This is a genomic window from Streptomyces sp. NPDC007095 (genome assembly GCF_040634475.1).
In the GTDB taxonomy this organism is placed as follows: domain Bacteria; phylum Actinomycetota; class Actinomycetes; order Streptomycetales; family Streptomycetaceae; genus Streptomyces.
On record NZ_JBEYFS010000015.1, the window covers coordinates 19,305 to 42,771 of the forward strand.

Consider the following 23,467-nt stretch of genomic DNA (forward strand, 5'->3'; position numbering starts at 1 on the left):
TGTTACTCCTTGTCAGTTCTCGTCTTCGATCCAGCCCATGGTCCGCTCCACGGCCTTGAGCCAGCTCTTGTACTCACGGTCGCGGATCTCCGCGTCCATGTTGGGGGTCCATTCCGCGGCCCGGCGCCAGTTGGCGCGCAGGTCCTCGGTGTTGGTCCAGAAGCCGACGGCGAGACCGGCGGCGTAGGCGGCGCCGAGGCAGGTGGTCTCGGCGACCATCGGGCGCACCACGGGGGCGTCCAGGACGTCGGCCAGGGTCTGCATCAGCAGGTTGTTGGAGGTCATGCCGCCGTCGACCTTGAGGGCCGTGAGTTCGACGCCGGAGTCCTTCGTCATGGCGTCGGTGATCTCACGGGTCTGCCAGGCGGTGGCCTCCAGGACGGCGCGCGCGATGTGCGCCTTGGTGACGTACCGGGTCAGACCGGCGATCACACCGCGGGCGTCGGAGCGCCAGTACGGGGCGAACAGACCGGAGAAGGCCGGCACGAAGTAGGCACCGCCGTTGTCCTCGACCGAGGACGCGAGGGTCTCGATCTCGGCGGCGGACTTGATCAGGCCCATCTGGTCGCGCATCCACTGCACCAGCGAACCGGTGACGGCGATCGAGCCCTCGAGGGCGTAGACCGGAGCCTGGTCGCCGATGCGGTAGCCCACCGTGGTGAGCAGGCCCGAGTACGAGTTGATGATCTTGTCACCGGTGTTCATCAGCATGAACGTGCCGGTGCCGTACGTGGACTTGGCCTCGCCCTCGGAGAAGCAGGTCTGGCCGAACAGGGCCGCCTGCTGGTCGCCGAGCGCGGAGGCGACCGGGATGCCGCCGAGCAGCTCGCCGAGCCGGCCGCCGGTCACCTCGCCGTACACCTCGGCGGAGGAGCGGATCTCCGGCAGCATGGCCAGCGGGACGCCGATGGACTCGGCGATCTTGTCGTCCCATGCCAGGGTGTGCAGGTTCATCAGCATGGTGCGGGAGGCGTTGGTGACGTCGGTGACGTGGTGGCCACCGTTCGCACCGCCCGTCAGGTTCCAGATGACCCAGGTGTCCATGGTGCCGAAGAGGATGTCCCCGGCCTCGGCGCGCTCGCGCAGGCCGTCGACGTTGTCGAGCAGCCAGCGGGCCTTGGGGCCGGCGAAGTAGGACGCGAGCGGCAGGCCGGTCTCGCGGCGGAAGCGGTCCTGGCCCACGTTGCGGCCGAGCTCCTTGCAGAGCGCGTCGGTGCGGGTGTCCTGCCAGACGATGGCGTTGTGGACGGGCTCACCGGTGTTCTTGTCCCACAGCACGGTGGTCTCGCGCTGGTTGGTGATGCCGATGGCCTTGATGTCGTCGCGGGTGATGCCGGCCTTCTCGATGGCCCCGGCCACGACTTCCTGGACGTTGGTCCAGATCTCGGCGGCGTTGTGCTCGACCCAGCCCGGCTTCGGGAAGATCTGCTCGTGCTCCTTCTGGTCGACGGAGACGATGCGTCCGTCGCGGTCGAAGACGATGCAGCGGCTGGACGTGGTGCCCTGGTCGATCGCGGCGATGAAGGGGCCGGCGGTGTGTGCGTCGGTCACGGTGTGCTCCTGAAGGTTCCGTATGAAAGGGGCTGGCTCACGGCGTATTGCTCACAGCCTGACGGCGTATTGCTTACGGCTCGGAAAACCTTGCGGTTCAAAGAGGGCCCGAGGCCCGAAGGCCTCGGGGTTTTAAGCAAAGGCGACGTTGTAGAGGCCTGCGGCGATCGCGCCGCCGATCAGCGGACCGACGACCGGAACCCAGGCGTAGCTCCAGTCGGAGCCGCCCTTGTTCGGCAGGGGGAGCAGCGCGTGCACGATGCGCGGGCCGAGGTCACGGGCCGGGTTGATCGCGTAACCGGTGGGTCCACCGAGGGAGAGGCCGATGGAGACAACCACCAGCGCGGTGATCAGGGCGCCCAGCGGGCCGAGGCCGTTGCCCTTGTCGTTGAGACCCTGCGTGAGAACCGCGAGCACCAGCACGACGGTGGCGATGATCTCCGTGGCGAGGTTCTGCACCGCGTTGCGGATCTCGGGGCCGGTGGAGAAGATGCCGAGCACGGGGCCCGCGCCCTTCTCCTCCGCCTCGACGGCCTTGGCACCAGCGGCCTGCGCGTCAGCGGCCCCGACGATGTCGGGGTCGGTCAGGTGCGCGTGGAACTGTCCGTAGTACACGACCCAGACCAGCGTGGCGCCGATCATCGCGCCGAGCAGCTGGCCGCCCCAGTACACCGGCAGGTTGTTCCAGCCGCCGTCCTTGATGGTCAGCGCCAGCGTCACGGCCGGGTTCAGGTGTGCGCCGGACAGTGGCGCGGAGGTGTAGACCGCCGTGAGGACCGCGAAGCCCCACCCGAAGGCGATGGCGAGCCAGCCGGCGTTTCTGGCCTTGGAGGCCTTCAGCGTGACGGCGGCACAGACGCCACCGCCGAGCAGGATGAGTATGGCGGTACCTATGGTCTCGCCGATGAAGATGTCGGAGCTGGACACCCGCGACTCCTTTGTCCTTCGTCCAGGGGAAGGCGAACCCCGGGTCCCACCGGTGGTTCGCGCCCTCAGGGGTGAGGGCGATGCCGGCCCATGGCGTTGTCACACTCTAACGCGTATTGCCGGTAGGTGTTCGACAATGCCGACCGATGGACGGGAGTCTTGCCCTGGGGTTACCAGCTCGTCAAGGGTTCCGTTATCGAAAACACGATCGTTATTGATCGCTGCGAGTTATCGATCTTGAGAGGTCTCGGCGGCTCGCGCGTACATGCCAAAAAGGGGCCGGTACGTGGGACACGTACCGGCCTGTTGTCGTACGGGGTTCAGCTCGTCGTTCGGGGCGTCAGAACCGTCCGGCTCCCAGGTCCCGGGAGACCGCGCGGGCGCAGTCCCGTACCGCCGCGATCAGCTCGGGGCGCAGCTCGCCGTCCCGGCAGATCCGCTCCACGGCTCCCGTGATGCCCACCGCGCCCACCGGCATGCGCCGCCGGTTGTGGATGGGTGCCGCGACCGAGGCGACGCCCGTCCACGTCTCCTCGACGTCGTCGGCGTACCCGCGTGCGCGGGTCAGGTCGAGGACTCCCTCGAACTGCTCCGGTTCGACCGTCGTGCGGGCCGTGAACGTCTTCCGCTCGGCCTCCAGGACCTCGCTGTGCGCCACCGGGTCGTAGGCCGACAGGACCTTGCCCAGGGCCGTGGAGTGCAGCGGCTGCATGGCCCCGACCTCCAGCACCTGACGGCTGTCGTCGGGCCGGAACACGTGGTGCACGATCAGCACGCCGTGTTGGTGCAGCACGCCCAGGTAGACGCTCTCGCCGCTGGAGCGGGCCAGGTCGTCGGTCCACACCAGCGCCCGCGCGCGCAGCTCGTGCACATCGAGATAGGTGGTGCCGAGCCGCAGCAGCTCGGCGCCCAGCTGGTAACGCCCCGAGACGCTGTCCTGTTCGACGAAGCCCTCCTGCTGGAGGGTGCGCAGAATGCCGTGGGCCGTACCCTTGGCCAGGCCCAGCGAGGAGGCGATGTCGGACAGGCCGAGCTGCCGCTCGCCGCCCGCCAGGAGCCGCAGCATCGCCGCCGCCCGTTCGAGCGACTGGATGTTCCGTGCCATCGCCGTGCTGCCTCCGTCCCCTTCGACCGACCGCGTGCGCCTCCGCTACCGCCGTTCGGCAATGTCGAACACTACCGTTCGTTGCCGAGCTCCCGCTAATGGGTCGTCGCAACTTGTTCGGTCTGTCTTAACACCCCGGACGCACACGCCACGCCCGTCCGCCCCGTGGACGCCCCTGACCCCGCGACGGTGCTCGGGCTACCCTGACGGCGTGCGCCTTCCATGGGAAGCGCAAAGCCGACAGCCGTCGCACTTCAGGGAGCACCTTCATGGCTTCGTTGCCGAACCCGTCCCTTTCGTCTGAGCTTGCCGAGAACCGGACCCGCATCGCCGCGCTCCGCGAGGCGCTCGCCGAGCGTGTCGTGGTGGCCGACGGCGCGATGGGCACGATGCTGCAGGCGCAGGACCCGACGCTCGAGGACTTCGAGAACCTCGAGGGCTGCAACGAGATTCTGAACCTCACCCGCCCCGACATCGTCCGTTCCGTCCACGAGGCCTACTTCGAGGTGGGCGTGGACTGTGTGGAGACGAACACCTTCGGCGCCAACCACTCGGCCATGGCCGAGTACGAGATCTCCGACCGGGTGCACGAGCTGTCCGAGGCGGGCGCCCGCATCGCGCGCGAGGTGGCCGACGAGTTCGCCGGCCGCGACGGCCGCCGGCGGTGGGTGCTGGGCTCCATCGGCCCCGGTACGAAGCTGCCGACCCTCGGCCACATCGGCTTCCACACGCTGCGCGACGGCTTCCAGGCGAACGCCGAGGGCCTGATCGCCGGCGGCGCGGACGCCCTGATCGTCGAGACCACCCAGGACCTCCTCCAGACCAAGTCGTCCATCCTCGGCGCCCGCCGGGCCCTGGACGCGCTCGGGGCCGACCTGCCGCTGCTGGTCTCCCTCGCCTTCGAGACGACCGGCACGATGCTGCTGGGCTCGGAGATCGGCGCCGCGCTGACCGCGCTGGAGCCGCTGGGCATCGACATGATCGGCCTGAACTGCTCCACCGGCCCCGCCGAGATGAGCGAGCACCTGCGCTACCTCGCGCGCCACTCCCGCATCCCGCTGCTGTGCATGCCGAACGCCGGGCTGCCCATCCTCACCAAGGACGGGGCGTACTTCCCGCTGACACCGCCCGAGATGGCGGACGCGCAGGAGACCTTCGTCCAGCAGTACGGCCTGTCCCTGGTCGGCGGCTGCTGCGGCAGCACCCCCGAGCACCTGCGCCAGGTCGTCGAGCGTGTGCGCGGGATGGCACCGGCGGAGCGGCGCCCCCAGCCCGAACCCGGCGCCGCCTCCCTCTACCAGACCGTCCCGTTCCGCCAGGACACCGCGTACATGGCGATCGGCGAGCGCACCAACGCCAACGGCTCGAAGAAGTTCCGCGAGGCCATGCTGGAGGGCCGCTGGGACGACTGTGTGGAGATGGCCCGCGACCAGATCCGCGAGGGCGCCCACATGCTCGACCTGTGCGTCGACTACGTCGGCCGGGACGGCGTCGCGGACATGCAGGAGCTCGCCGGACGCTTCGCCACCGCCTCCACGCTGCCCATCGTCCTGGACTCCACCGAGGTCGAGGTCCTGCGCGCCGGCCTGGAGAAGCTCGGCGGCCGGGCCGTCATCAACTCCGTCAACTACGAGGACGGCGACGGCCCCGAGTCCCGCTTCGCGAAGGTCACCAGGCTGGCTCAGGAGCACGGCGCGGCGCTGATCGCGCTGACCATCGACGAGGAGGGCCAGGCCCGTACCGTCGAGACCAAGGTCGCCATCGCCGAACGGCTCATCGAGGACCTGACGACGAACTGGGGCATCCACGAGTCGGACATCCTCATCGACGCCCTGACCTTCACCATCTGCACCGGCCAGGAGGAGTCCCGGAAGGACGGCATCGCCACCATCGAGGCGATCCGGGAGCTCAAGCGCCGCCGCCCCGACGTGCAGACCACGCTGGGCCTGTCGAACATCTCCTTCGGTCTCAACCCGGCCGCCCGCATCCTGCTCAACTCGGTCTTCCTCGACGAGTGCGTCAAGGCGGGCCTGGACTCGGCGATCGTGCACGCGTCGAAGATCCTCCCCATCGCGCGCTTCGACGAGGAGCAGGTCACCACCGCCCTCGACCTGATCTACGACCGGCGCATCGCCCAGCAGGGCGACGAACCAGCCTACGACCCCCTCCAGAAGCTGATGGCGCTGTTCGAGGGCGCCACCACCAAGTCGCTGAGGGCGGGCAAGGCCGAGGAACTGGCCGCGCTGCCCCTGGACGAGCGACTCAAGCGGCGCATCATCGACGGCGAGAAGAACGGCCTCGAGGCCGACCTCGCCGAAGCCCTCCAGACCCGCCCCGCCCTCGACATCGTCAACGAGACGCTGCTCGACGGCATGAAGGTGGTCGGCGAGCTGTTCGGCTCCGGCCAGATGCAGCTGCCGTTCGTGCTCCAGTCCGCCGAGGTCATGAAGACCGCGGTCGCCTACCTCGAACCGCACATGGAGAAGTCGGACGCCGAGGGCAAGGGCACCATCGTGCTGGCGACCGTGCGCGGCGACGTGCACGACATCGGCAAGAACCTCGTCGACATCATCCTGTCCAACAACGGCTACAACGTCGTCAACCTCGGCATCAAGCAGCCGGTCTCCGCGATCCTGGACGCCGCCGAGGAGCACCGGGCCGACGTCATCGGCATGTCGGGCCTGCTGGTCAAGTCCACGGTGATCATGAAGGAGAACCTGGAGGAGCTCAACCAGCGTGGTCTGTCCGCCGAGTACCCGGTCATCCTCGGCGGCGCCGCCCTGACGAGGGCGTACGTCGAGCAGGACCTGCACGAGATCTACGAGGGCGAAGTCCGCTACGCCCGGGACGCGTTCGAGGGCCTGCGCCTGATGGACGCGCTCATCGGGGTCAAGCGGGGCGTGCCGGGGGCCGTGCTGCCGGAGCTCAAGCAGCGCCGGGTGCGCGCCACCGCACCGACGGTCGTCGAGGAGCGCCCGGAGGAGGGCCACGTCCGCTCGGACGTCGCCGTCGACAACCCGGTGCCCACCCCGCCCTTCTGGGGCACCCGTGTCATCAAGGGCATCCAGCTCAAGGAGTACGCCTCCTGGCTGGACGAGGGCGCCCTGTTCAAGGGCCAGTGGGGCCTGAAGCAGGCCCGTGCGGGCGACGGACCGACGTACGAGGAACTCGTCGAGACCGAGGGCCGGCCCCGGCTGCGCGGACTGCTGGACAAGCTTCAGACCGACAACCTGCTCGAAGCGGCCGTCGTCTACGGCTACTTCCCCTGTGTGTCCAAGGACGACGACCTGATCCTCCTGGACGAACAGGGCAACGAGCGCACCCGCTTCACCTTCCCGCGCCAGCGCCGCGGACGGCGGCTGTGTCTGGCCGACTTCTTCCGGCCCGAGGAGTCCGGTGAGCGGGATGTCGTCGGCCTCCAGGTCGTCACGGTCGGCTCCCGCATCGGCGAGGAGACGGCCAAGCTCTTCGAGTCGAACTCCTATCGCGACTACCTCGAACTGCACGGCCTGTCCGTGCAGCTGGCCGAGGCCCTCGCCGAGTACTGGCACGCCCGCGTCCGCTCCGAGCTCGGCTTCGCCGGTGAGGACCCCTCGGCCATCGAGGACATGTTCGACCTCAAGTACCGCGGTGCCCGCTTCTCCCTCGGCTACGGCGCCTGCCCCGACCTGGAGGACCGCGCCAAGATCGCCGAACTCCTGGAGCCCGAGCGCATCGGCGTCCACCTCTCGGAGGAGTTCCAGCTGCACCCCGAGCAGTCCACGGACGCGATCGTGATCCACCACCCGGAGGCGAAGTACTTCAACGCGAGGTGACTCGGCGCGAGGCGAGTCAGTGGGCCCGCACAACCAACAGGCGCTTCACCTGACGCCGTCGTACACTGGACGGTCCACAGCAGGCCGGTTCCCCCTGAGGGAACCGGCCTTCTCGTCCCTCAAGGAGGTGCGCCAGGATGACCACTACGGTTCCCGCGCTCGGTACCCGTACGGCCGAAGGCTCAGCGCTGCAGGCCGTGCTCCTGGACATGGACGGCACCCTGGTGGACACCGAGGGGTTCTGGTGGGACGTCGAGGTCGAGATCTTCCGGACGCTCGGGCACACCCTCGACGACTCCTGGCGCCATGTGGTGGTCGGCGGCCCCATGACCCGCAGCGCGGGTTTCCTGATCGAGGCCACCGGGGCCGACATCACGCTCGGCGAGCTCACGGTGCTGCTCAACGACGGTTTCGAGGACCGTATCGACCGGGCGCTGCCGCTGATGCCAGGGGCGGCCAGACTCCTCGCGGAGCTCGCCGCGCACGAGATCCCCACCGCCCTGGTCTCCGCCTCGCACCGGCGCATCATCGACCGTGTTCTGGCCTCCCTGGGCCCCCAGTACTTCGCGCTGACCGTCGCGGGCGACGAAGTGGAGCGGACCAAGCCCTTCCCCGACCCCTATCTGCTGGCGGCGTCCGGACTCGGCGCCGAACCGGCCCGGTGCGCCGTCATCGAGGACACCGCCACGGGCGTCGCCGCCGCGGAGGCCGCGGGCTGCCACGTGGTCGCAGTCCCCTCCGTCGCCCCGATCTCCCCCGCCGTCCGGCGCACGGTCGTGACCTCCCTCGAAGAGGTCGACCTGCCTTTTCTCCGTGGCCTGATGACGGAAATGCGCTAGGCGTTCACCCAGCGTGCATAACCGAATGTGCCGCTATCCCCTGCGTATCCGCCGGTAAGGGCCCCGGACCTGCCACGGGAAATTCAATCCGGGGCCGGATGGCCGAATTCCGGTACTCTCCCACTGAGTTGACGGTGTGAGGTTCGTCACCTGACAGGGGGTCGACATTCGGTCTGTCGTGTGCAGTAACCCCCCTTTCGGGGGTGGTCGACGTGCCCTTGTGTCCCGATTGGTGGAACGCTGCACTAATCCTTCCGCTGTCGGGTTATCGGTGCGTCCGCGCCCGGTTTCGCAGCGTGATGGGAACTCAACTCCGGTCTCTGCGGGCCGTCCTGGTGGTGCGGACTAATGTCATCGCGAGAACCTCGCCATAACCCCGGTGACTCGCCCGCACCACCCCTGCATGGCGGGTACACGGATACGACAGCTCTGGAGAAACTCGAGCATGAACCGCAAGACTTTGGTGCTGCCGGCCGTTGTCGGCTTGCTCGCCCCGGTGCTCGCCGCGTGTGGCGGTTCCAACAGCGGGGGAAGCGGCGGCGACGCGATCGTCGTGGGCACCACGGACCGGTTCACCGCATCGAAGGATGCCCCGGCTCCTCTCGACCCGGCGTACGCGTACGACGTCGGCACCTGGAACATCCTGCGCCAGACCGTGCAGACGCTGATGGTCCAGCCCCGCGGTGACGGCGATCCCCAGCCCGAGGCTGCCGAGAGCTGCGGTTTCACCGACTCCGGCAACGAGCGCTACGCCTGCACGCTGCGCGACGGACTGAAGTTCGCGAGCGGTGACCCGATCACCGCCAAGGACGTGAAGTTCTCGATCGACCGCGCGATGTCGCTCAAGGCCGACAGCGGCGTGTTCGCGCTGCTGTCCACCGTCGACACCGTGGAGACGCAGGGCGACCGTCAGGTGATCTTCCACCTGAAGACCGCGGACGCCACCTTCCCGTTCAAGCTGTCGACCCCGGTCGCCGGCATCGTGAACCCGAAGGACTACGAGAAGGGCAAGCTGCGCGACGGCTTCTCCGTCGACGGCTCCGGCCCGTACACCCTCCAGGCCGACGTCAAGAACGACGAGGCCGACAAGATCACCTTCACCAAGAACCCGAACTACAAGGGTCTGTTGAAGCCGAAGAACGACAAGGTCGAGATGCGCTCCTTCGAGAGCGCCGACGCCATGGGCGCCGCGCTCAACAAGGGCGACATCGACCTCATGACCCGCGCGATGACGCCGGCGCAGATCAACAAGCTCGGTGCCGCCGGTGCGACCGGCAAGATCGACCTGGTCGAGATGCCCGGCCTCGAGATCCGCTACCTCGGCTTCAACACCGATGACCCGACGGTGAAGAGCAAGGCCGTCCGCCAGGCCATGGCCGAGGTGATCAACCGCGGCGAGCTCGTCTCCAAGGTGTACGGCTCCCAGGCCGAGCCGCTGTTCTCGATGGTCCCGGCCACCATCACGGGTCACTCCAACTCGTTCTTCAACAAGTACGGCGACCCGAGCGTCTCCAAGGCCACCACGACGCTGAACAAGGCCGGCATCACCACCCCTGTGAAGCTCACCCTGCACTACACGACCGACCACTACGGCTCGGCCACCGCGCAGGAGTTCGAGGTGCTGAAGAAGCAGCTCAACGCCAGCGGCCTGTTCAGTGTCGAGATCAAGGGCGAGCCCTGGACGACGTTCCGTCCGGCCGAGAAGAAGAACGAGTACCAGGTCTACGGCATGGGCTGGTTCCCTGACTTCCCGGACGCCGACAACTACCTGGCGCCGTTCCTGGACAAGGACAACACCCTCGGCTCGCCGTACGTGAACTCCACGATCCGCGGCACGCTGATCCCGGAGTCCCGCCGCGAGGCCGACCGGCTCACCGCGTCGAAGAGCCTCACCGAGATCCAGGACAGGGTGGCCGACGACGTCCCGCTCCTGCCGCTGTGGCAGGGCAAGCAGTACATCGCTGCGCGGGACGACATCACCGGCACCGAGTGGGCGCTCAACTCGTCCTCCACGCTCCAGCTGTGGGAGCTCGGCCGCGGTGTGAGCGGCTGACCGGTCCTTCACAGGGCGCCGGGTCCCGTGGGCCCGGCGCCCGACCGCACGACCCGGCGCCCGCTCCACGTGGCGTTCCAGAGAAGCAATGACAAGGCACCTCCTCGTGAACATGCGCAACCAGTGGCCAGTCCTGTCCGTCGCGACGGGGCTGACCGCCGGTCTGCTCGCCGGATGCGGCACGCAGACGAGCGACACCGGTAGCACCGGCTCCTCCCTGGTGATGGGGATGTCCGACGACGTCCTGGCCACCGACCCGGCATCCGGCTACGACCCGGGGTCCTGGCTGTTGTTCAACAACGTCTTCCAGTCGTTGCTGAGTTTCCCCGACGGCGGTACGGAGCCGGTTCCGGAGGCGGCCGAGGAGTGCGCGTTCTCGGACGCCACGACCAAGGTCTACAAGTGCACGCTCCAGGACGGCCTGAAGTTCAGCAACGGTGACGCCCTCACCTCCGAGGACGTCAAGTTCTCCTTCGACCGCATTCTGAAGATCGACGACGTCTCCGGTCCGGCCGTCATGTTCCCCATGCTCGACACGGTCCAGACCCCGGACGCGAAGACCGTCGTCTTCAGGCTGAAGTACGCCGACGCCACCTTCCCCAGCAAGATCGCCTCCGGCGCCGGCTCGATCGTGGATCACCAGCAGTACGCGGACAACGGGCTGCGCAGGGACGGCCAGGCGGTCGGCTCGGGCCCGTACAAGCTGGACTCCTTCGGCAAGGACCAGGCCGTCTTCTCGGTCAACGACAGCTACAAGGGCACCGCCAGGGTGAAGAACTCCGGCATCACGCTGAGGTTCTTCCACGGCGACCAGACCGCCCTGAAGAAGGCGCTGCTGAACCACCAGGTCGACATCGCCTACCGAGGTCTCGCCGCCGACGACATCGCGGACATCAGCAACGACACCTCCACCGGCAGGGGCGTCAACGTCGTCGAGGGCACCAGCGCCGAAGTCCAGCACATGGTCTTCAACATGGACGACCCGGTCGCCGGCAAGCTCGGCGTGCGCAAGGCCATCGCCTATCTGCTCGACCGCGAGGCCCTGGTCAACAAGGTCTACGAGGACACCGCGACGCCGCTGTACTCGATCGTCCCCGCCGGTGTCACCGGCCACGACACGGCCTTCTTCGACCGCTACGGCGCCCGCCCCTCGAAGACGAGGGCCGCCGCCGCGCTCCGGACCGAGGGCATCACGGGCAAGGTCAAGCTCACGCTCTGGTCGACCCCCTCGCGCTACGGCCCCGCCACCGACCAGGAGTTCAGGGCGATCGCCCAGCAGCTCAACGCCAGCGGGCTGTTCGACGCGACCGTGAAGTCCGTCGCGTACGACCAGTACGAGAAGGACATCGCCAAGGGCAGGTACGGCGTGTACGTGAAGGGCTGGGTGCCCGACTACCCGGACCCCGACAACTTCACGGCCCCGTTCTTCGGCAAGGGCAACGTGCTGAGCAACCACTACACGAACAGCGCGATCACCGGTCGGCTCATCCCGAAGACGGCCGCCCAGAGCGACCGCTCCTCGACCGACACCGAGTACGGCAAGATCCAGGACATCGTGGCCGAGGACCTCCCGGTCATCCCGATCTGGCAGGCCAAGCAGTACGCGATCGTGCGGGACAACGTCTACGGCCTCGAGTACTGCCTCGACGCCTCGACGGTGTTCCGCTTCTGGGATATCAGCAAGGACTGACCCACCACCGCCGGTACGAACGCCGAGGGCGCCCTCTTCGTGGAAGGGGCGCCCTCGGTCGTGCTCCTGGGACCCTCGGCCGAGCACCTGGGGGAGTGGACGGCGTATCAGGGGTTACTGCGGTGCGCCCGGGCGCACCAACCCGCTCTCGTACGCGTACACCGCGGCCTGCACCCGGTCGCGCAGCCCCAACTTGGTGAGCACATGGCCCACATGCGTTTTGACGGTGGTCTCGCTGACGAACAGGTCGGCGGCGATCTCCGCGTTCGACAGGCCGCGCGCCACCAGCTTCAGCACCTCGACCTCCCGCTCGGTCAGGGTGTGCAGCGTGTCGGGCACCGGCTCGTCGCCGGACGGCAGATGACCCGCGTACTTGTCGAGAAGCCGACGGGTGATGCTCGGCGCGAGCATCGCCTCGCCCGCGGCGACCACCCGGATCGCCTGCACCAGCTCATTGGCCGGCGCGTCCTTGAGGAGGAAGCCGCTGGCCCCGGCGCGCAGCGCCTCCACCACGTACTCGTCGAGGTCGAAGGTCGTCAGGACGAGCACCTTGGCCGGTCCGTCCCGCCCCGGCCCGGTGATCTGCCGGGTCGCCTCCACCCCGTCCATCCTCGGCATACGGATGTCCATCAGAACCACATCGGGCTGCAGCGCACGTACCTGATCGAGTGCCTGGAGACCGTCACCGGCCTCGCCGACGACCGCGATGTCCTGCTCCGCCTCCAGAATCATCCGGAAGCCGGTACGCAGCAGCGGCTGGTCGTCGACCAGTAGGACGCGGATGGCCACGTAAAGTCTCCTTGAGGTCTGTCCGGCGGACCAGGCCGGAGCTGAGCGACGCGCCGGACAGGCCCTAATCCCGCCCCATTCTGCCCTGCTCGGTGACGCCTGACTCCGGCGCCCTGACCGGCAGCGGATAGGGCGGGGGAGTACCGCCGAATTCCGGACATACCGCTTGGTGGTCGCACCAGCCGCAGAGCTTGGTGGGCCTCGGCCGCCAGTCGCCCGTCTCGGTGGCCTGCCGGATCGCCTCCCACAGGGCGAGCAGCTTGCGCTCGACCCGCTCCAGGTCCTCGATCATCGGGTCGTACGTCACCACGTCGCCGCTGCCGAGGTAGACGAGCTGGAGCCGGCGCGGGACCACCTGCTTCAGCCGCCACACCACCAGGGCGTAGAACTTCATCTGGAACAGCGCACCCTCGGCGTACTCCGGCCGCGGCGCCTTGCCCGTCTTGTAGTCGACGATCCGGACCTCGCCCGTCGGGGCCACGTCGACGCGGTCGATGATGCCGCGCAGTTTCAGCCCGGAGTCGAGCCGGGCCTCGACGGCCAGCTCGCGCTCGGCGGGCTCCAGCCGCGTCGGGTCCTCAAGACTGAACCAGCGCTCCACCAGCTGCTCGGCCTCGCCCAGCCAGCGCGTCAACCGCTCGCCCTCGGGATCGTCGGCGAACAGCTCCACGACCTCCGGCCGCGTCTCGCGCAGCCGGTCCCACTGCCCCGGAATGAGCGACTTGGCGCGCGGAGCCGTCCGCTCCGCCGCCGGGGCGTCGAAGAGGCGCTCCAGCACCGCGTGGACCAGCGTGCCGCGGGTGGCCGCCTCGCTCGGCTTCTCGGGGAGTCTGTCGATCACCCGGAACCGGTAGAGCAACGGGCACTGCATGAAGTCGCCGGCCCGTGAGGGTGACAGCGAGCTCGGAGGCAGGGCCGGTCGGGCCGCGGGAACCGCCGACGCGTCGGTCGCCTCGGCCACGGCGGCTTCGGCCACGGCAGCCTCGGCCGTGACGGCTTCGGCCGCGACGGCTTCGGTCGGCTCGGGCGGCACGGCGCCCCCGGTGCTGGTTTCCATGTCCACAGACCTTACGGCCCGCCACTGACAGTGAGTGCACAGTAGGGGCTTGTGCGCGCTTGTGCGACGGAGCGGAAAACAGAGGGGGTGCCGGGGCGGAACGCGTCGCGACGGACGCATACCATCGACCCAGACCCTCCTGCTTCGCATGATCGGGAGCGGGAGACGCTTCGAACGAGGGGACATCGTGGACGAGAGCGGCGGGAGCGGGCAGCTGCGGTCCGGCACCGACGAAGCGACCGAGCGCCACGGGGAGCAGCGGGACCCCTCGGCCCCGGCCGCGGATGCCACGCGTCCCGGACCGGAACGCTCCGAGCACCCCACCGGGCCGACACCGCCCACGACCCCGGGCACCCCCCAGGCCGCCCCGTCCCCCGACGGCCCCCACGACCCCACCGACTCCGCCCGCGGGGCCGCGACGCACGGCGACTCTTCGAGCGGGGCCGCGACGCACGGCGACTCTTCGAGCGGGGCCGCGGACGGGGCCGAGGCGCCCGGCGATTCCTCGGACCGGGCCGAGGCACCCGCCGGTTCCGGTTCCCCTTCCGACTCCTCGGACGAGGCCGACGCGCGCCACGGCTCCTCCGCCGGAGGCCACCCGCACACCGAACCCGAGCACCCCCGAACCCTGGCCCACTCCGGTACCGGCAAGGCGCAGCCCCCGCGACGCGGCCGGGAGCCCGGTGGCGGGCTGCTGATGGGGCGGCCGTTCGGTGTGCCCGTGTACGTGGCGCCCAGCTGGTTCCTCGTGGCCGCGCTGATCACCTGGGTGTTCGGCGGCCAGCTCGACCGTGTGCTCCCCGAACTCGGCGCCCTGCGCTACCTCGTGTCCCTCTTCTTCGCGGTCGCCTTCTACGCCTCCGTCCTCGTCCACGAGCTGGCCCACACGGTCGCCGCCCTGCGCTTCAAACTGCCGGTGCGCCGGATCCAGCTGCAGTTCTTCGGCGGCGTCTCGGAGATCGAGAAGGAGGCCGAGACCCCGGGCCGGGAGTTCGTACTGTCCTTCGTCGGACCCCTGCTCTCCCTCGTCCTCTCGGGCCTCTTCTACCTCGCCATGCTGGCCGTCGAGCCCGGCACGGTCCCCGGCGTGCTGCTGGCCGGCCTGATGATCTCCAACCTGATCGTGGCCGCCTTCAACCTGCTCCCCGGTCTGCCCCTGGACGGCGGCCGCATGCTCCGCGCGGTCGTCTGGAAGATCACCGGCAAGCCGATGAGCGGCACGATCGCCGCCGCCTGGGTCGGCCGCGCCCTCGCCGTCTCCGTACTGATCGGCCTACCCCTGCTCACCCAGTCCGGAGCGCTCGGCGCCACCCAGGACAACATCGGCGGCATGGACACCGTCACCGACGCCCTGCTCGCCGCGATCCTCGCCGCGATCATCTGGACCGGCGCCGGCAACAGCCTCCGCATGGCCCGTCTGCGCGAACACCTGCCCGAGCTGCGCGCCCGCTCACTCACCCGGCGCGCGGTCCCGGTCGAGACCAGCACCCCGCTCTCGGAGGCACTGCGCCGCGCCAACGACGCCGGCGCCCGCGCCCTGGTCGTCGTCGACGCCAACGGCGAACCGCTCTCCCTCGTCCGCGAGGCCGCCATCGTCGGCGTGCCGGAGCACCGCCGCCCCTGGGTCGCCGTCAGCGGTCTCGCCCAGGACCTCACCGACGGCATGCGCGTCTCCGCGGAACTCGCCGGCGAGGCCCTCCTGGACACTCTCCGTGCCACCCCGGCGACCGAGTACCTGGTGGTGGAGGACTCGGGCGAGATCTACGGAGTCCTGTCCGCGGCGGACGTCGAGCGAGCCTTCGTCAAGGCGATGGCCCGCCCGTCCTGAGCTGTACGCCCCCCCGCCCGAACGTGGTCGGGACCCCGCGCAGGGACCGGTAGGCTGGTCACATGTCCGAACCGACCGGTGCCGCCCGCAGGCGCGGGCCCTTCAAGGTCGGGGACCAGGTTCAGCTGACCGACCCCAAGGGCCGCCACTACACGTTCACGCTCGAGGCCGGGAAGAACTTCCACACCCACAAGGGTTCCTTCCCCCACGACGAGCTGATCGGCGCTCCCGAGGGCAGCGTTGTCCGCACCACGGGGAACGTCGCCTATCTCGCGCTGCGCCCCCTGCTCCCCGACTACGTCCTGTCCATGCCCCGCGGCGCCGCCGTGGTCTACCCCAAGGACGCGGGGCAGATCCTGGCCTTCGCCGACATCTTCCCCGGCGCGCGCGTCGTGGAAGCGGGCGTGGGCTCCGGCTCGCTCAGCAGCTTCCTGCTGCGCGCCATCGGCGACCAGGGCATGCTCCACTCCTACGAGCGCCGCGAGGACTTCGCGGAGATCGCCCAGCAGAACGTGGAGCGCTACTTCGGCGGCCCGCACCCCGCCTGGCAGCTCACCGTCGGCGACCTCCAGGACAATCTGTCCGACACCGACGTCGACCGTGTCATCCTCGACATGCTCGCCCCCTGGGAGTGCCTGGAGGCCGTCTCCAAGGCGCTCGTCCCCGGCGGCATCCTGTGCTGCTACGTCGCCACCACCACCCAGCTCGCGCGGACCGTCGAGTCCATCCGTGAGATCGGCTCCTTCAACGAGCCGTCCGCGTGGGAGTCGATGATCCGCAACTGGCACGTCGAGGGCCTGGCGGTCCGCCCGGATCACCGGATGATCGGCCATACCGGCTTCCTGCTCACCGCCCGCCGACTCGCGGACGGTGTCGAGCCGCCCATGCGTCGCCGCCGCCCGGCCAAGGGCGCATACGGCGATGACTACACCGGTCCGAACGCCGACGGCGGCTCAGGCCGCTGACCCGACCGGCGCCCACGCCGTCGACGCACTCAACGCACCACACCTGTGGCCGAGTTCCCGGAAGCACTCCGGAGCTCGGCCGCAGCGCGTTCCCGTACGTGGGCCGCGGGACAGGCCGACAACTCCGCCGCAAGCCCTTTCCGTTGGCCCACCGCCGTGACACGCCGCCAGAAGTCCGGACCCCGCCGTTCCACCCCACTGTGACGTGTGGCACCATGCTGGCCACCCCACCCCCACCGTCACGGCCCTCCCAGGAGACGCTCCTAGTGCAGCAATCCGTCGTCCCGGAACTGGCACACACCCACACCCGCCCCATCCACTGGCTCGCCACGGCCACCGCCCTGGCCGGAGTCGTCGCCCTCTCCTCGGTCCTCCAGCCCGGCTCCGCGACGGCGGCTCAGCCCGGCCCCGGGGCCAAGTCCGTCCCGGCCGCGACGGCGCCCCCGGACCCCGAGGGCGTCAAGTTCCCGATCGAGTGCGGGCCCGTCAAGGTTCTCGTGCAGAAGAAGGCGTCCGGAGACCTGGACGGCGACGGCAGCCCGGAGACGGTGGCCGTGGTCCGCTGCGACGCGGGCATCGGCACCCCGCCCAACGGCGTCTACGTCATCACCCGGGGCGGGTCGGGAGCCAAGAAGGCCCGCGTCGTGGCCACCCTGGTCGACCCGAAGGACCGCCTCAGCGTCACCGACTTCGCGGTGCGTGACGGCGCCGTCACGGCGACCCTGCTCGGCTACTCCTCTGCCGACGTGCCGAGTTGCTGCCCGGACGTGAAGGAGCAGGCCAAGTGGCAGTGGAAGAACGGCACGTTCATCCGCTCGACACCCTCCGGGGCCCAGAACGCATGAGAAGCATGTGAGAAAAGAGACACGTCGTGACGCGGAGTGCCCTTCGGGTCACTCCGCGTCGGGGCCGTAGACCTCGACCCTGTCCGAAACTCGACGTACGTGGATGCAGTCGCCCGGGCACTCCTTCGCGGAGTCGGCGACATCCCGCAGAAGCGTCAGCGGTACGGGCGTTGTGGCGCCCGGGGCCTGCAGGAGCTCGTCGTCGGCGCTCTTCACGTAGGCCAGGCCGTCGATGTCCAGCTCGAAGACCTCCGGCGCGTACTGGGCGCAGATGCCGTCTCCGGTGCAGAGATCCTGGTCGATCCAGACCTCGAGAGCCTCGCTGCCGCCTGGGGCCTCCTGCTGCACGGTCATTTCTCCTGCCGTTTCCTGCGTCGAGCGATCCGCAGACTGGGGAATCGGGCCAGCTCTGACGGGTGTTGAACACGTCGACCCTACCTCCGCCCGCTTCCCGACCGTGTTCGGTGGGTATTCCCCTGGCGTGAGGGAGAGCGCAAGGGTGAAGATCGGACACACCCCGACAGTCTTTGTGATCTAGGGGTTTCAATCGACACCCACCCAGGTAGGGTCTGGAAGCGTCCAGCTCCCCTTGGAGGAGGTGAGGACCGTGGCAGCCCACGACGACGACATGAACCGCGGCATCCGCCCGGGACGAGGGTCCGATGACCCTGCCGGGCAGGTTGCCTACCTTGAGCAGGAGATCGCCGTCCTGCGACGCAAGCTCGCCGACTCTCCGCGGCACACGAGGATTCTCGAAGAGCGGATCGTCGAGCTGCAGACCAACCTGGCCGGCGTGTCCGCACAGAACGAGCGGCTCGCCAACACGCTCCGTGAGGCCCGCGACCAGATCGTGGCCCTCAAGGAAGAGGTCGACCGGCTGGCGCAGCCACCGGCCGGCTTCGGTGTCTTCCTCGTGGCGAACGAGGACGGCACGGCGGACATCTTCACCGGGGGCCGCAAGCTCCGGGTGAACGTCAGCCCCAGCGTGGAGCTCGAAGAGCTCAGGCGCGGCCAGGAAGTGATGCTCAACGAAGCCCTCAACGTGGTCGAGGCCATGGAGTACGAGAGCGTCGGCGACATCGTCACCCTCAAGGAGATCCTCGAGGACGGCGAACGCGCCCTCGTGGTGGGGCACACCGACGAGGAACGGGTGGTACGGCTCGCCGAGCCGCTGCTGGACGTCACCATCCGTCCCGGTGACGCCCTGCTTCTCGAACCCCGTTCCGGCTATGTCTACGAAGTTGTCCCCAAGAGCGAGGTCGAGGAGCTCGTCCTCGAAGAGGTCCCGGACATCGGCTACGAGCAGATCGGCGGCCTGGGAAACCAGATCGAACTGATCCGCGACGCGGTCGAGCTCCCTTACCTCTACCCCGACCTCTTCAAGGAGCACGAACTGCGGCCGCCCAAGGGTGTGCTGCTCTACGGGCCTCCTGGATGCGGCAAGACGCTCATCGCCAAGGCGGTCGCCAACTCGCTGGCCAAGAAGGTCGCCGAGGTCACCGGCCAGGCCACCGGCAAGAGCTTCTTCCTGAACATCAAGGGCCCCGAGCTCCTGAACAAGTACGTCGGCGAGACCGAGCGGCAGATCCGCCTCGTCTTCCAGCGTGCTCGTGAGAAGGCCAGCGAGGGCACCCCCGTCATCGTCTTCTTCGACGAGATGGAGTCCCTCTTCCGCACCCGTGGATCGGGCGTCAGCTCGGACGTGGAGAACACCATCGTCCCCCAGCTGCTCGCCGAGATCGACGGCGTGGAAGGCCTGGAGAACGTGGTCGTGATCGGCGCCTCGAACCGCGAGGACATGATCGACCCCGCGATCCTGCGCCCCGGACGACTCGATGTGAAGATCAAGATCGAGCGCCCGGACGCCGAGGCCGCCAAGGACATCTTCGCCAAGTACCTCACACAACGCCTCCCGCTGCACTCCGACGACCTCGGTGAGCACGGCGGGGACCGGGCGGCCACCGTCCACGGCATGATCCAGACCGCCGTGGAGCAGATGTACGCCGAATCCGAGGAGAACCGCTTCCTCGAGGTCACCTACGCCAACGGCGACAAGGAAGTCCTGTACTTCAAGGACTTCAATTCCGGCGCCATGATCGAGAACATCGTCGGCCGCGCCAAGAAGGCAGCGATCAAGGCCTTCCTCGAGCAGAACCAGAAGGGCCTTCGGGTCTCCCACCTCCTCCAGGCGTGCGTGGACGAGTTCAAGGAGAACGAGGACCTGCCGAACACCACCAACCCGGACGACTGGGCCCGAATCTCCGGAAAGAAGGGCGAACGGATCGTTTACATCCGTACGCTCGTCACTGGAAAGCAGGGCGCGGACACCGGACGCTCCATCGACACGGTGGCGAACACCGGGCAGTACCTGTAAAAGCCAGGGCGGCTGCGGGTGCCCTCCACGGGTACCCGCAGCCGACTGCTTTCCGGGGCACGGCTGGAGCAGAGCAATGACGCAAATGATCTCCCCACCAGCGCAGAGGCGTTCTAGGCTCTTTCGTACCGCCGAGTCGCGCGTTGCGGGGACGGGCACCGCACACGCACCGGAGCACCAGCGGTACTTGAGCAGCGCCCCCGACCGAGGGCGCTGCCGGGCAAGGAGGGCCGCATGACCGTACGGCGAGTAATGGGCATCGAGACGGAGTACGGGATCTCCGTCCCCGGCCACCCCAACGCCAATGCCATGCTCACCTCGTCCCAGATCGTCAACGCGTACGCGGCGGCGATGCACCGGGCGCGCCGCGCCCGCTGGGATTTCGAGGAGGAGAACCCGCTGCGGGACGCGCGAGGCTTCGACCTCGCCCGCGAGGCCGCCGACTCCAGCCAGCTCACCGACGAGGACATCGGCCTGGCCAATGTCATCCTCACCAATGGCGCACGGCTGTACGTGGACCACGCGCACCCGGAGTACAGCGCTCCCGAGGTCACCAACCCGTGGGACGCCGTCCTGTGGGACAAGGCCGGCGAGCGCATCATGGCGGAGGCCGCGGAGCGCGCGGCCCAGCTCCCCGGCGCCCAGCCGATCCACCTCTACAAGAACAACACCGACAACAAGGGCGCCTCGTACGGCACGCACGAGAACTACCTGATGAAGCGGGAGACCCCGTTCTCGGACATCGTGCGCCACCTCACGCCGTTCTTCGTCTCACGCCAGGTCGTCACCGGAGCGGGCCGCGTCGGTATCGGACAGGACGGGCACGAGCACGGCTTCCAGCTCAGTCAGCGCGCGGACTACTTCGAGGTCGAGGTGGGCCTCGAGACCACGCTCAAGCGCCCCATCATCAACACCCGCGACGAGCCGCACGCGGACGCCGAGAAGTACCGCAGGCTGCACGTGATCATCGGTGACGCGAACCTGTCGGAGATCTCGACCTATCTCAAGCTGGGCACGACCGCCCTGGTCCTGTCCATGATCGAGGACGGCTTCATCGCCGTCGACCTCGCCGTCGACCAGCCGGTGCGCACGCTGCACCAGGTCTCGCACGACCCCACGCTGAAGCGGCTCGTCACGCTGCGCAGCGGACGCACGCTGACCGCGGTGCAGCTCCAGATGGAGTACTTCGAGCTGTCGCGCAAATACGTGGAGGAACGCTTCGGGGCGGACGCCGACGACCAGACCAAGGACGTCCTGGCCCGCTGGGAGGACACGCTCAACCGCCTGGAGAACGACCCGATGAGCCTCTCGGGGGAGCTCGACTGGGTGGCCAAGCGGGAGCTCATGGAGGGCTACCGGCGCCGTGACGGCCTCGACTGGGACGCGGCACGGCTGCACCTGGTCGACCTCCAGTACGCCGACGTACGGGCCGAGAAGGGCCTGTACAACCGTCTGGCGGCGCGCGGCAAGATGAAGCGGCTCCTGGAGGAGCGGGACGTCGAGCGGGCCCGTACGAAGCCGCCGGAGGACACCCGTGCGTACTTCCGCGGGCGCTGTCTGGAGCAGTACGCGGACGACGTGGCGGCGGCCTCCTGGGACTCGGTGATCTTCGATCTGCCGGGCCGGGACTCGCTCCAGCGCGTCCCAACCCTGGAGCCGCTTCGCGGAACGCGTAATCACGTCAAGGAGCTCCTCGACCGCTGCCGCACGGCGGAAGACCTGGTCAGGGTCCTGTCAGGCGGCTGACCGAGCCGCCAGGGGCGTCGGAGCCCGGGCGGCACAACGGGGTGGAAAGACGCGACGCCCGGGAATCATCGAGGTGGCTCCCGGACGTTGTAGCAACTGCGGGGCCGATGTCGGACCCTGCTTGTAGGGTCTGATCAAGAACGTCGAACCGAGCGGGGTGAGGGTTATGGCGACCAAGGACACCGGCGGCGGACAGCAGAAGGCGACACGTTCCACCGAGGAGGTCGAGGAGACGGCGCAAGACGCGCAGGTCTCCGAGGACCTCAAGGAGCGCCAGGAGAAGCTGAGCGACGACGTCGACTCGGTTCTGGACGAGATCGACGATGTACTCGAGGAAAATGCCGAGGACTTCGTTCGGAGTTTCGTGCAAAAAGGTGGACAGTAGGGGTCAATGGGCCGCTCTTCCCTTCGAATCGAAGGCGCGAACGTCTGGGGTAGGGAGTGGCGGGAGAGCAAGGCGTGAAGCGCTGCACAGGGTGTGAGCGGGCCCTGCCCACTGCTTCCTCTGCAGCGGACAGGAACCGGCGTGATGGTCTTCAGGTGCGGTGTCGGGAGTGCGTGGCGGAGTACAGCGCCGCGCATTACCGGCGCCGCCGGGAGGCCATCGGGAAGTCTGTGCGCCAGAGAGTGGACGTTCCCCCCGGACACAAGCTTTGCCGAACGTGTGGGGAGATCAAGCCCCACGGCGAGTGGCATCGCAACGCGACTGCCTCGGACGGCCTCTCGACTCGCTGTAAGGCGTGCCGGGCCATCCAGGGACGGGAAGGCCATCTCAAGCGCCACTACGGCATGACCGAAGCCGAACGGGACGAGATGATCGCCTCTCAAATGGGGCTCTGTGTGATCTGTTTGAAAGCTCCCGCAGTTCATGTGGATCACTGCCACGAGACGGGTAGGGTCCGTGGCGTACTGTGCTTCAACTGCAATTCGGCCATCGGCAAGTTGGGAGATGATCCCGACGCTGTTCGTCGGGCTGCCGCCTACTTGGAAGGATCCCCGTGGAAGCCAACACTCGTAGCACCGGGCGTCTACCGGCTGCCTTCCTGACGCCCGGGTCGTCGTCCTTCATGGACTTCCTGTCCGAGCACCAGCCGGAGATGCTGCCGGGCAAGCGGCAGCTGCCGCCCGTCCAGGGCGTGATCGAGGCCCCGCACGGCACGACCATCGTCGCCGTCACGTTCCCCGGCGGAGTGGTCCTCGCCGGCGACCGCCGGGCCACCATGGGCAACATGATCGCTCAGCGCGACATCGAGAAGGTCTTCCCGGCCGACGAGTACTCGGCGGTGGGCATCGCCGGTACGGCCGGTCTGGCCGTCGAGATGGTCAAGCTGTTCCAGCTGGAGCTGGAGCACTTCGAGAAGGTGGAGGGCACCACGCTCTCCCTGGAGGGCAAGGCGAACCGGCTCTCCACCATGATCCGTTCCAACCTCGGCATGGCCATGCAGGGCCTCGCCGTGGTCCCTCTCTTCGCGGGTTTCGACGTGGACCGCGACAAGGGCCGCATCTTCTCCTACGACGTCACCGGAGGCCGCTCCGAGGAGCAGGGCTACGCCTCCACCGGCTCCGGCTCGATCTTCGCGCGCGGTGCCATGAAGAAGCTCTACCGCGAGGACCTGACCGAAGAGCAGGCCACGACCCTCGTCATCCAGGCGCTGTACGACGCGGCCGACGACGACTCGGCGACCGGTGGTCCCGACGTCGCCCGCCGGATCTACCCGATCGTCACCGTGATCACCGAGGACGGCTTCCGCAGGCTCACCGACGACGAGTCCTCCGACATCGCTCGCGCGATTCTGGAGCGGCGTCTGGAGCAGCCGGACGGTCCGCGGGCCGCGCTGCTCTGAGCCCGGCTCTTTTTGCCAAGGTGACCCAGTGACTTCGAC

The 23,467-nt window shown here is 68.6% G+C and carries 18 protein-coding genes; 12 read left to right on the plus strand and 6 right to left on the minus strand.

What is annotated here, in order from left to right:
* Positions 1-12: 12 nt before the first annotated feature.
* The 3 genes from glpK to ABZ656_RS07750 all read right to left on the minus strand — a co-directional run bounded on the left by glpK (position 13) and on the right by ABZ656_RS07750 (position 3,583).
* Positions 13-1,551: a glycerol kinase GlpK gene (gene glpK / locus ABZ656_RS07740; RefSeq protein WP_101406092.1), complete on the minus strand. Its 1,539-nt coding sequence runs from the start codon at positions 1,549-1,551 to the stop codon at positions 13-15.
* 132 nt (positions 1,552-1,683) lie between these two features.
* Positions 1,684-2,478 carry an MIP/aquaporin family protein gene (locus ABZ656_RS07745; RefSeq protein ID WP_101406093.1) on the minus strand — a complete coding sequence of 265 codons (795 nt, stop codon included), beginning with the start codon at positions 2,476-2,478 and terminating at the stop codon, positions 1,684-1,686.
* Between the two features lie 340 nt (positions 2,479-2,818).
* On the minus strand, positions 2,819-3,583 hold the full coding sequence (locus ABZ656_RS07750; protein WP_067365314.1) for an IclR family transcriptional regulator: 765 nt from the start codon (positions 3,581-3,583) through the stop codon (positions 2,819-2,821).
* 269 nt (positions 3,584-3,852) lie between these two features.
* On the opposite strand from ABZ656_RS07750, the gene metH reads away from it, so the two are divergent.
* The 4 genes from metH to ABZ656_RS07770 all read left to right on the plus strand — a co-directional run bounded on the left by metH (position 3,853) and on the right by ABZ656_RS07770 (position 11,980).
* Positions 3,853-7,398, plus strand: coding sequence for a methionine synthase (metH, locus tag ABZ656_RS07755; protein WP_101406094.1), 3,546 nt, complete (start codon positions 3,853-3,855; stop codon positions 7,396-7,398).
* Between the two features lie 137 nt (positions 7,399-7,535).
* Positions 7,536-8,237 carry an HAD family phosphatase gene (locus ABZ656_RS07760; RefSeq protein ID WP_101406095.1) on the plus strand — a complete coding sequence of 234 codons (702 nt, stop codon included), beginning with the start codon at positions 7,536-7,538 and terminating at the stop codon, positions 8,235-8,237.
* Between the two features lie 445 nt (positions 8,238-8,682).
* Positions 8,683-10,290: an ABC transporter substrate-binding protein gene (locus ABZ656_RS07765; RefSeq protein ID WP_101406096.1), complete on the plus strand. Its 1,608-nt coding sequence runs from the start codon at positions 8,683-8,685 to the stop codon at positions 10,288-10,290.
* Between the two features lie 106 nt (positions 10,291-10,396).
* Positions 10,397-11,980, plus strand: a complete 1,584-nt coding sequence (locus ABZ656_RS07770) for an ABC transporter substrate-binding protein (protein ID WP_360265655.1) — start codon at positions 10,397-10,399, stop codon at positions 11,978-11,980.
* 114 nt (positions 11,981-12,094) lie between these two features.
* On the opposite strand, the gene ABZ656_RS07775 is transcribed toward ABZ656_RS07770, so the two are convergent.
* On the minus strand, positions 12,095-12,769 hold the full coding sequence (locus ABZ656_RS07775; RefSeq protein ID WP_101406097.1) for a response regulator transcription factor: 675 nt from the start codon (positions 12,767-12,769) through the stop codon (positions 12,095-12,097).
* 64 nt (positions 12,770-12,833) lie between these two features.
* Positions 12,834-13,826, minus strand: coding sequence for a PD-(D/E)XK nuclease family protein (locus ABZ656_RS07780; protein WP_101406098.1), 993 nt, complete (start codon positions 13,824-13,826; stop codon positions 12,834-12,836).
* 187 nt (positions 13,827-14,013) lie between these two features.
* Between ABZ656_RS07780 and ABZ656_RS07785 the strand changes: the two genes are divergently transcribed.
* From ABZ656_RS07785 to ABZ656_RS07795, 3 genes are all read left to right on the plus strand, one after another.
* The gene (locus tag ABZ656_RS07785; protein ID WP_360265601.1) at positions 14,014-15,654 is read left to right on the plus strand and encodes a site-2 protease family protein; all 1,641 of its coding nucleotides are present in this window, start codon (positions 14,014-14,016) and stop codon (positions 15,652-15,654) included.
* 62 nt (positions 15,655-15,716) lie between these two features.
* Positions 15,717-16,619 carry a tRNA (adenine-N1)-methyltransferase gene (locus tag ABZ656_RS07790; RefSeq protein ID WP_101406100.1) on the plus strand — a complete coding sequence of 301 codons (903 nt, stop codon included), beginning with the start codon at positions 15,717-15,719 and terminating at the stop codon, positions 16,617-16,619.
* A 266-nt stretch (positions 16,620-16,885) separates the two neighbouring features.
* On the plus strand, positions 16,886-17,464 hold the full coding sequence (locus ABZ656_RS07795) for a hypothetical protein (RefSeq protein WP_360265604.1): 579 nt from the start codon (positions 16,886-16,888) through the stop codon (positions 17,462-17,464).
* 48 nt (positions 17,465-17,512) lie between these two features.
* Here the strand turns inward: ABZ656_RS07795 and ABZ656_RS07800 are convergent, their stop codons facing one another.
* The gene (locus ABZ656_RS07800) at positions 17,513-17,818 is read right to left on the minus strand and encodes a ferredoxin (protein WP_067365339.1); all 306 of its coding nucleotides are present in this window, start codon (positions 17,816-17,818) and stop codon (positions 17,513-17,515) included.
* Between the two features lie 253 nt (positions 17,819-18,071).
* Between ABZ656_RS07800 and arc the strand changes: the two genes are divergently transcribed.
* From arc to prcB, 5 genes are all read left to right on the plus strand, one after another.
* Complete coding sequence (gene arc / locus ABZ656_RS07805; RefSeq protein ID WP_099923559.1) at positions 18,072-19,838, plus strand: proteasome ATPase; 1,767 nt, start codon at positions 18,072-18,074, stop codon at positions 19,836-19,838.
* 234 nt (positions 19,839-20,072) lie between these two features.
* The gene (gene dop / locus ABZ656_RS07810; protein WP_360265607.1) at positions 20,073-21,584 is read left to right on the plus strand and encodes a depupylase/deamidase Dop; all 1,512 of its coding nucleotides are present in this window, start codon (positions 20,073-20,075) and stop codon (positions 21,582-21,584) included.
* 166 nt (positions 21,585-21,750) lie between these two features.
* A complete protein-coding gene (locus tag ABZ656_RS07815) occupies positions 21,751-21,969 on the plus strand; it encodes a ubiquitin-like protein Pup (protein WP_075027689.1) in 219 nt (72 codons plus the stop codon).
* Positions 21,970-22,412: 443 nt separating this feature from the next.
* Positions 22,413-22,631: an endonuclease VII domain-containing protein gene (locus ABZ656_RS07820; RefSeq protein ID WP_360265658.1), complete on the plus strand. Its 219-nt coding sequence runs from the start codon at positions 22,413-22,415 to the stop codon at positions 22,629-22,631.
* Positions 22,583-23,428: a proteasome subunit beta gene (gene prcB, locus ABZ656_RS07825; RefSeq protein ID WP_054231165.1), complete on the plus strand. Its 846-nt coding sequence runs from the start codon at positions 22,583-22,585 to the stop codon at positions 23,426-23,428. Before ABZ656_RS07820 ends, prcB begins: the two co-directional genes overlap by 49 nt.
* Positions 23,429-23,467 lie beyond the last annotated feature (39 nt).

Bases quoted from the DNA above. Each gene is read 5' to 3' on its own strand.
- ABZ656_RS07815 (WP_075027689.1), top strand. From the start codon at position 21,751: ATGGCGACCAAGGACACCGGCGGCGGACAGCAGAAGGCGACACGTTCC.
- metH (WP_101406094.1), top strand. From the start codon at position 3,853: ATGGCTTCGTTGCCGAACCCGTCCCTTTCGTCTGAGCTTGCCGAGAAC.
- dop (WP_360265607.1), top strand. From the start codon at position 20,073: ATGACCGTACGGCGAGTAATGGGCATCGAGACGGAGTACGGGATCTCC.
- ABZ656_RS07790 (WP_101406100.1), top strand. From the start codon at position 15,717: ATGTCCGAACCGACCGGTGCCGCCCGCAGGCGCGGGCCCTTCAAGGTC.
- ABZ656_RS07765 (WP_101406096.1), top strand. From the start codon at position 8,683: ATGAACCGCAAGACTTTGGTGCTGCCGGCCGTTGTCGGCTTGCTCGCC.
- ABZ656_RS07750 (WP_067365314.1), bottom strand. From the start codon at position 3,583: ATGGCACGGAACATCCAGTCGCTCGAACGGGCGGCGGCGATGCTGCGG.
- ABZ656_RS07820 (WP_360265658.1), top strand. From the start codon at position 22,413: ATGGGGCTCTGTGTGATCTGTTTGAAAGCTCCCGCAGTTCATGTGGAT.
- ABZ656_RS07780 (WP_101406098.1), bottom strand. From the start codon at position 13,826: ATGGAAACCAGCACCGGGGGCGCCGTGCCGCCCGAGCCGACCGAAGCC.
- ABZ656_RS07800 (WP_067365339.1), bottom strand. From the start codon at position 17,818: ATGACCGTGCAGCAGGAGGCCCCAGGCGGCAGCGAGGCTCTCGAGGTC.
- ABZ656_RS07760 (WP_101406095.1), top strand. From the start codon at position 7,536: ATGACCACTACGGTTCCCGCGCTCGGTACCCGTACGGCCGAAGGCTCA.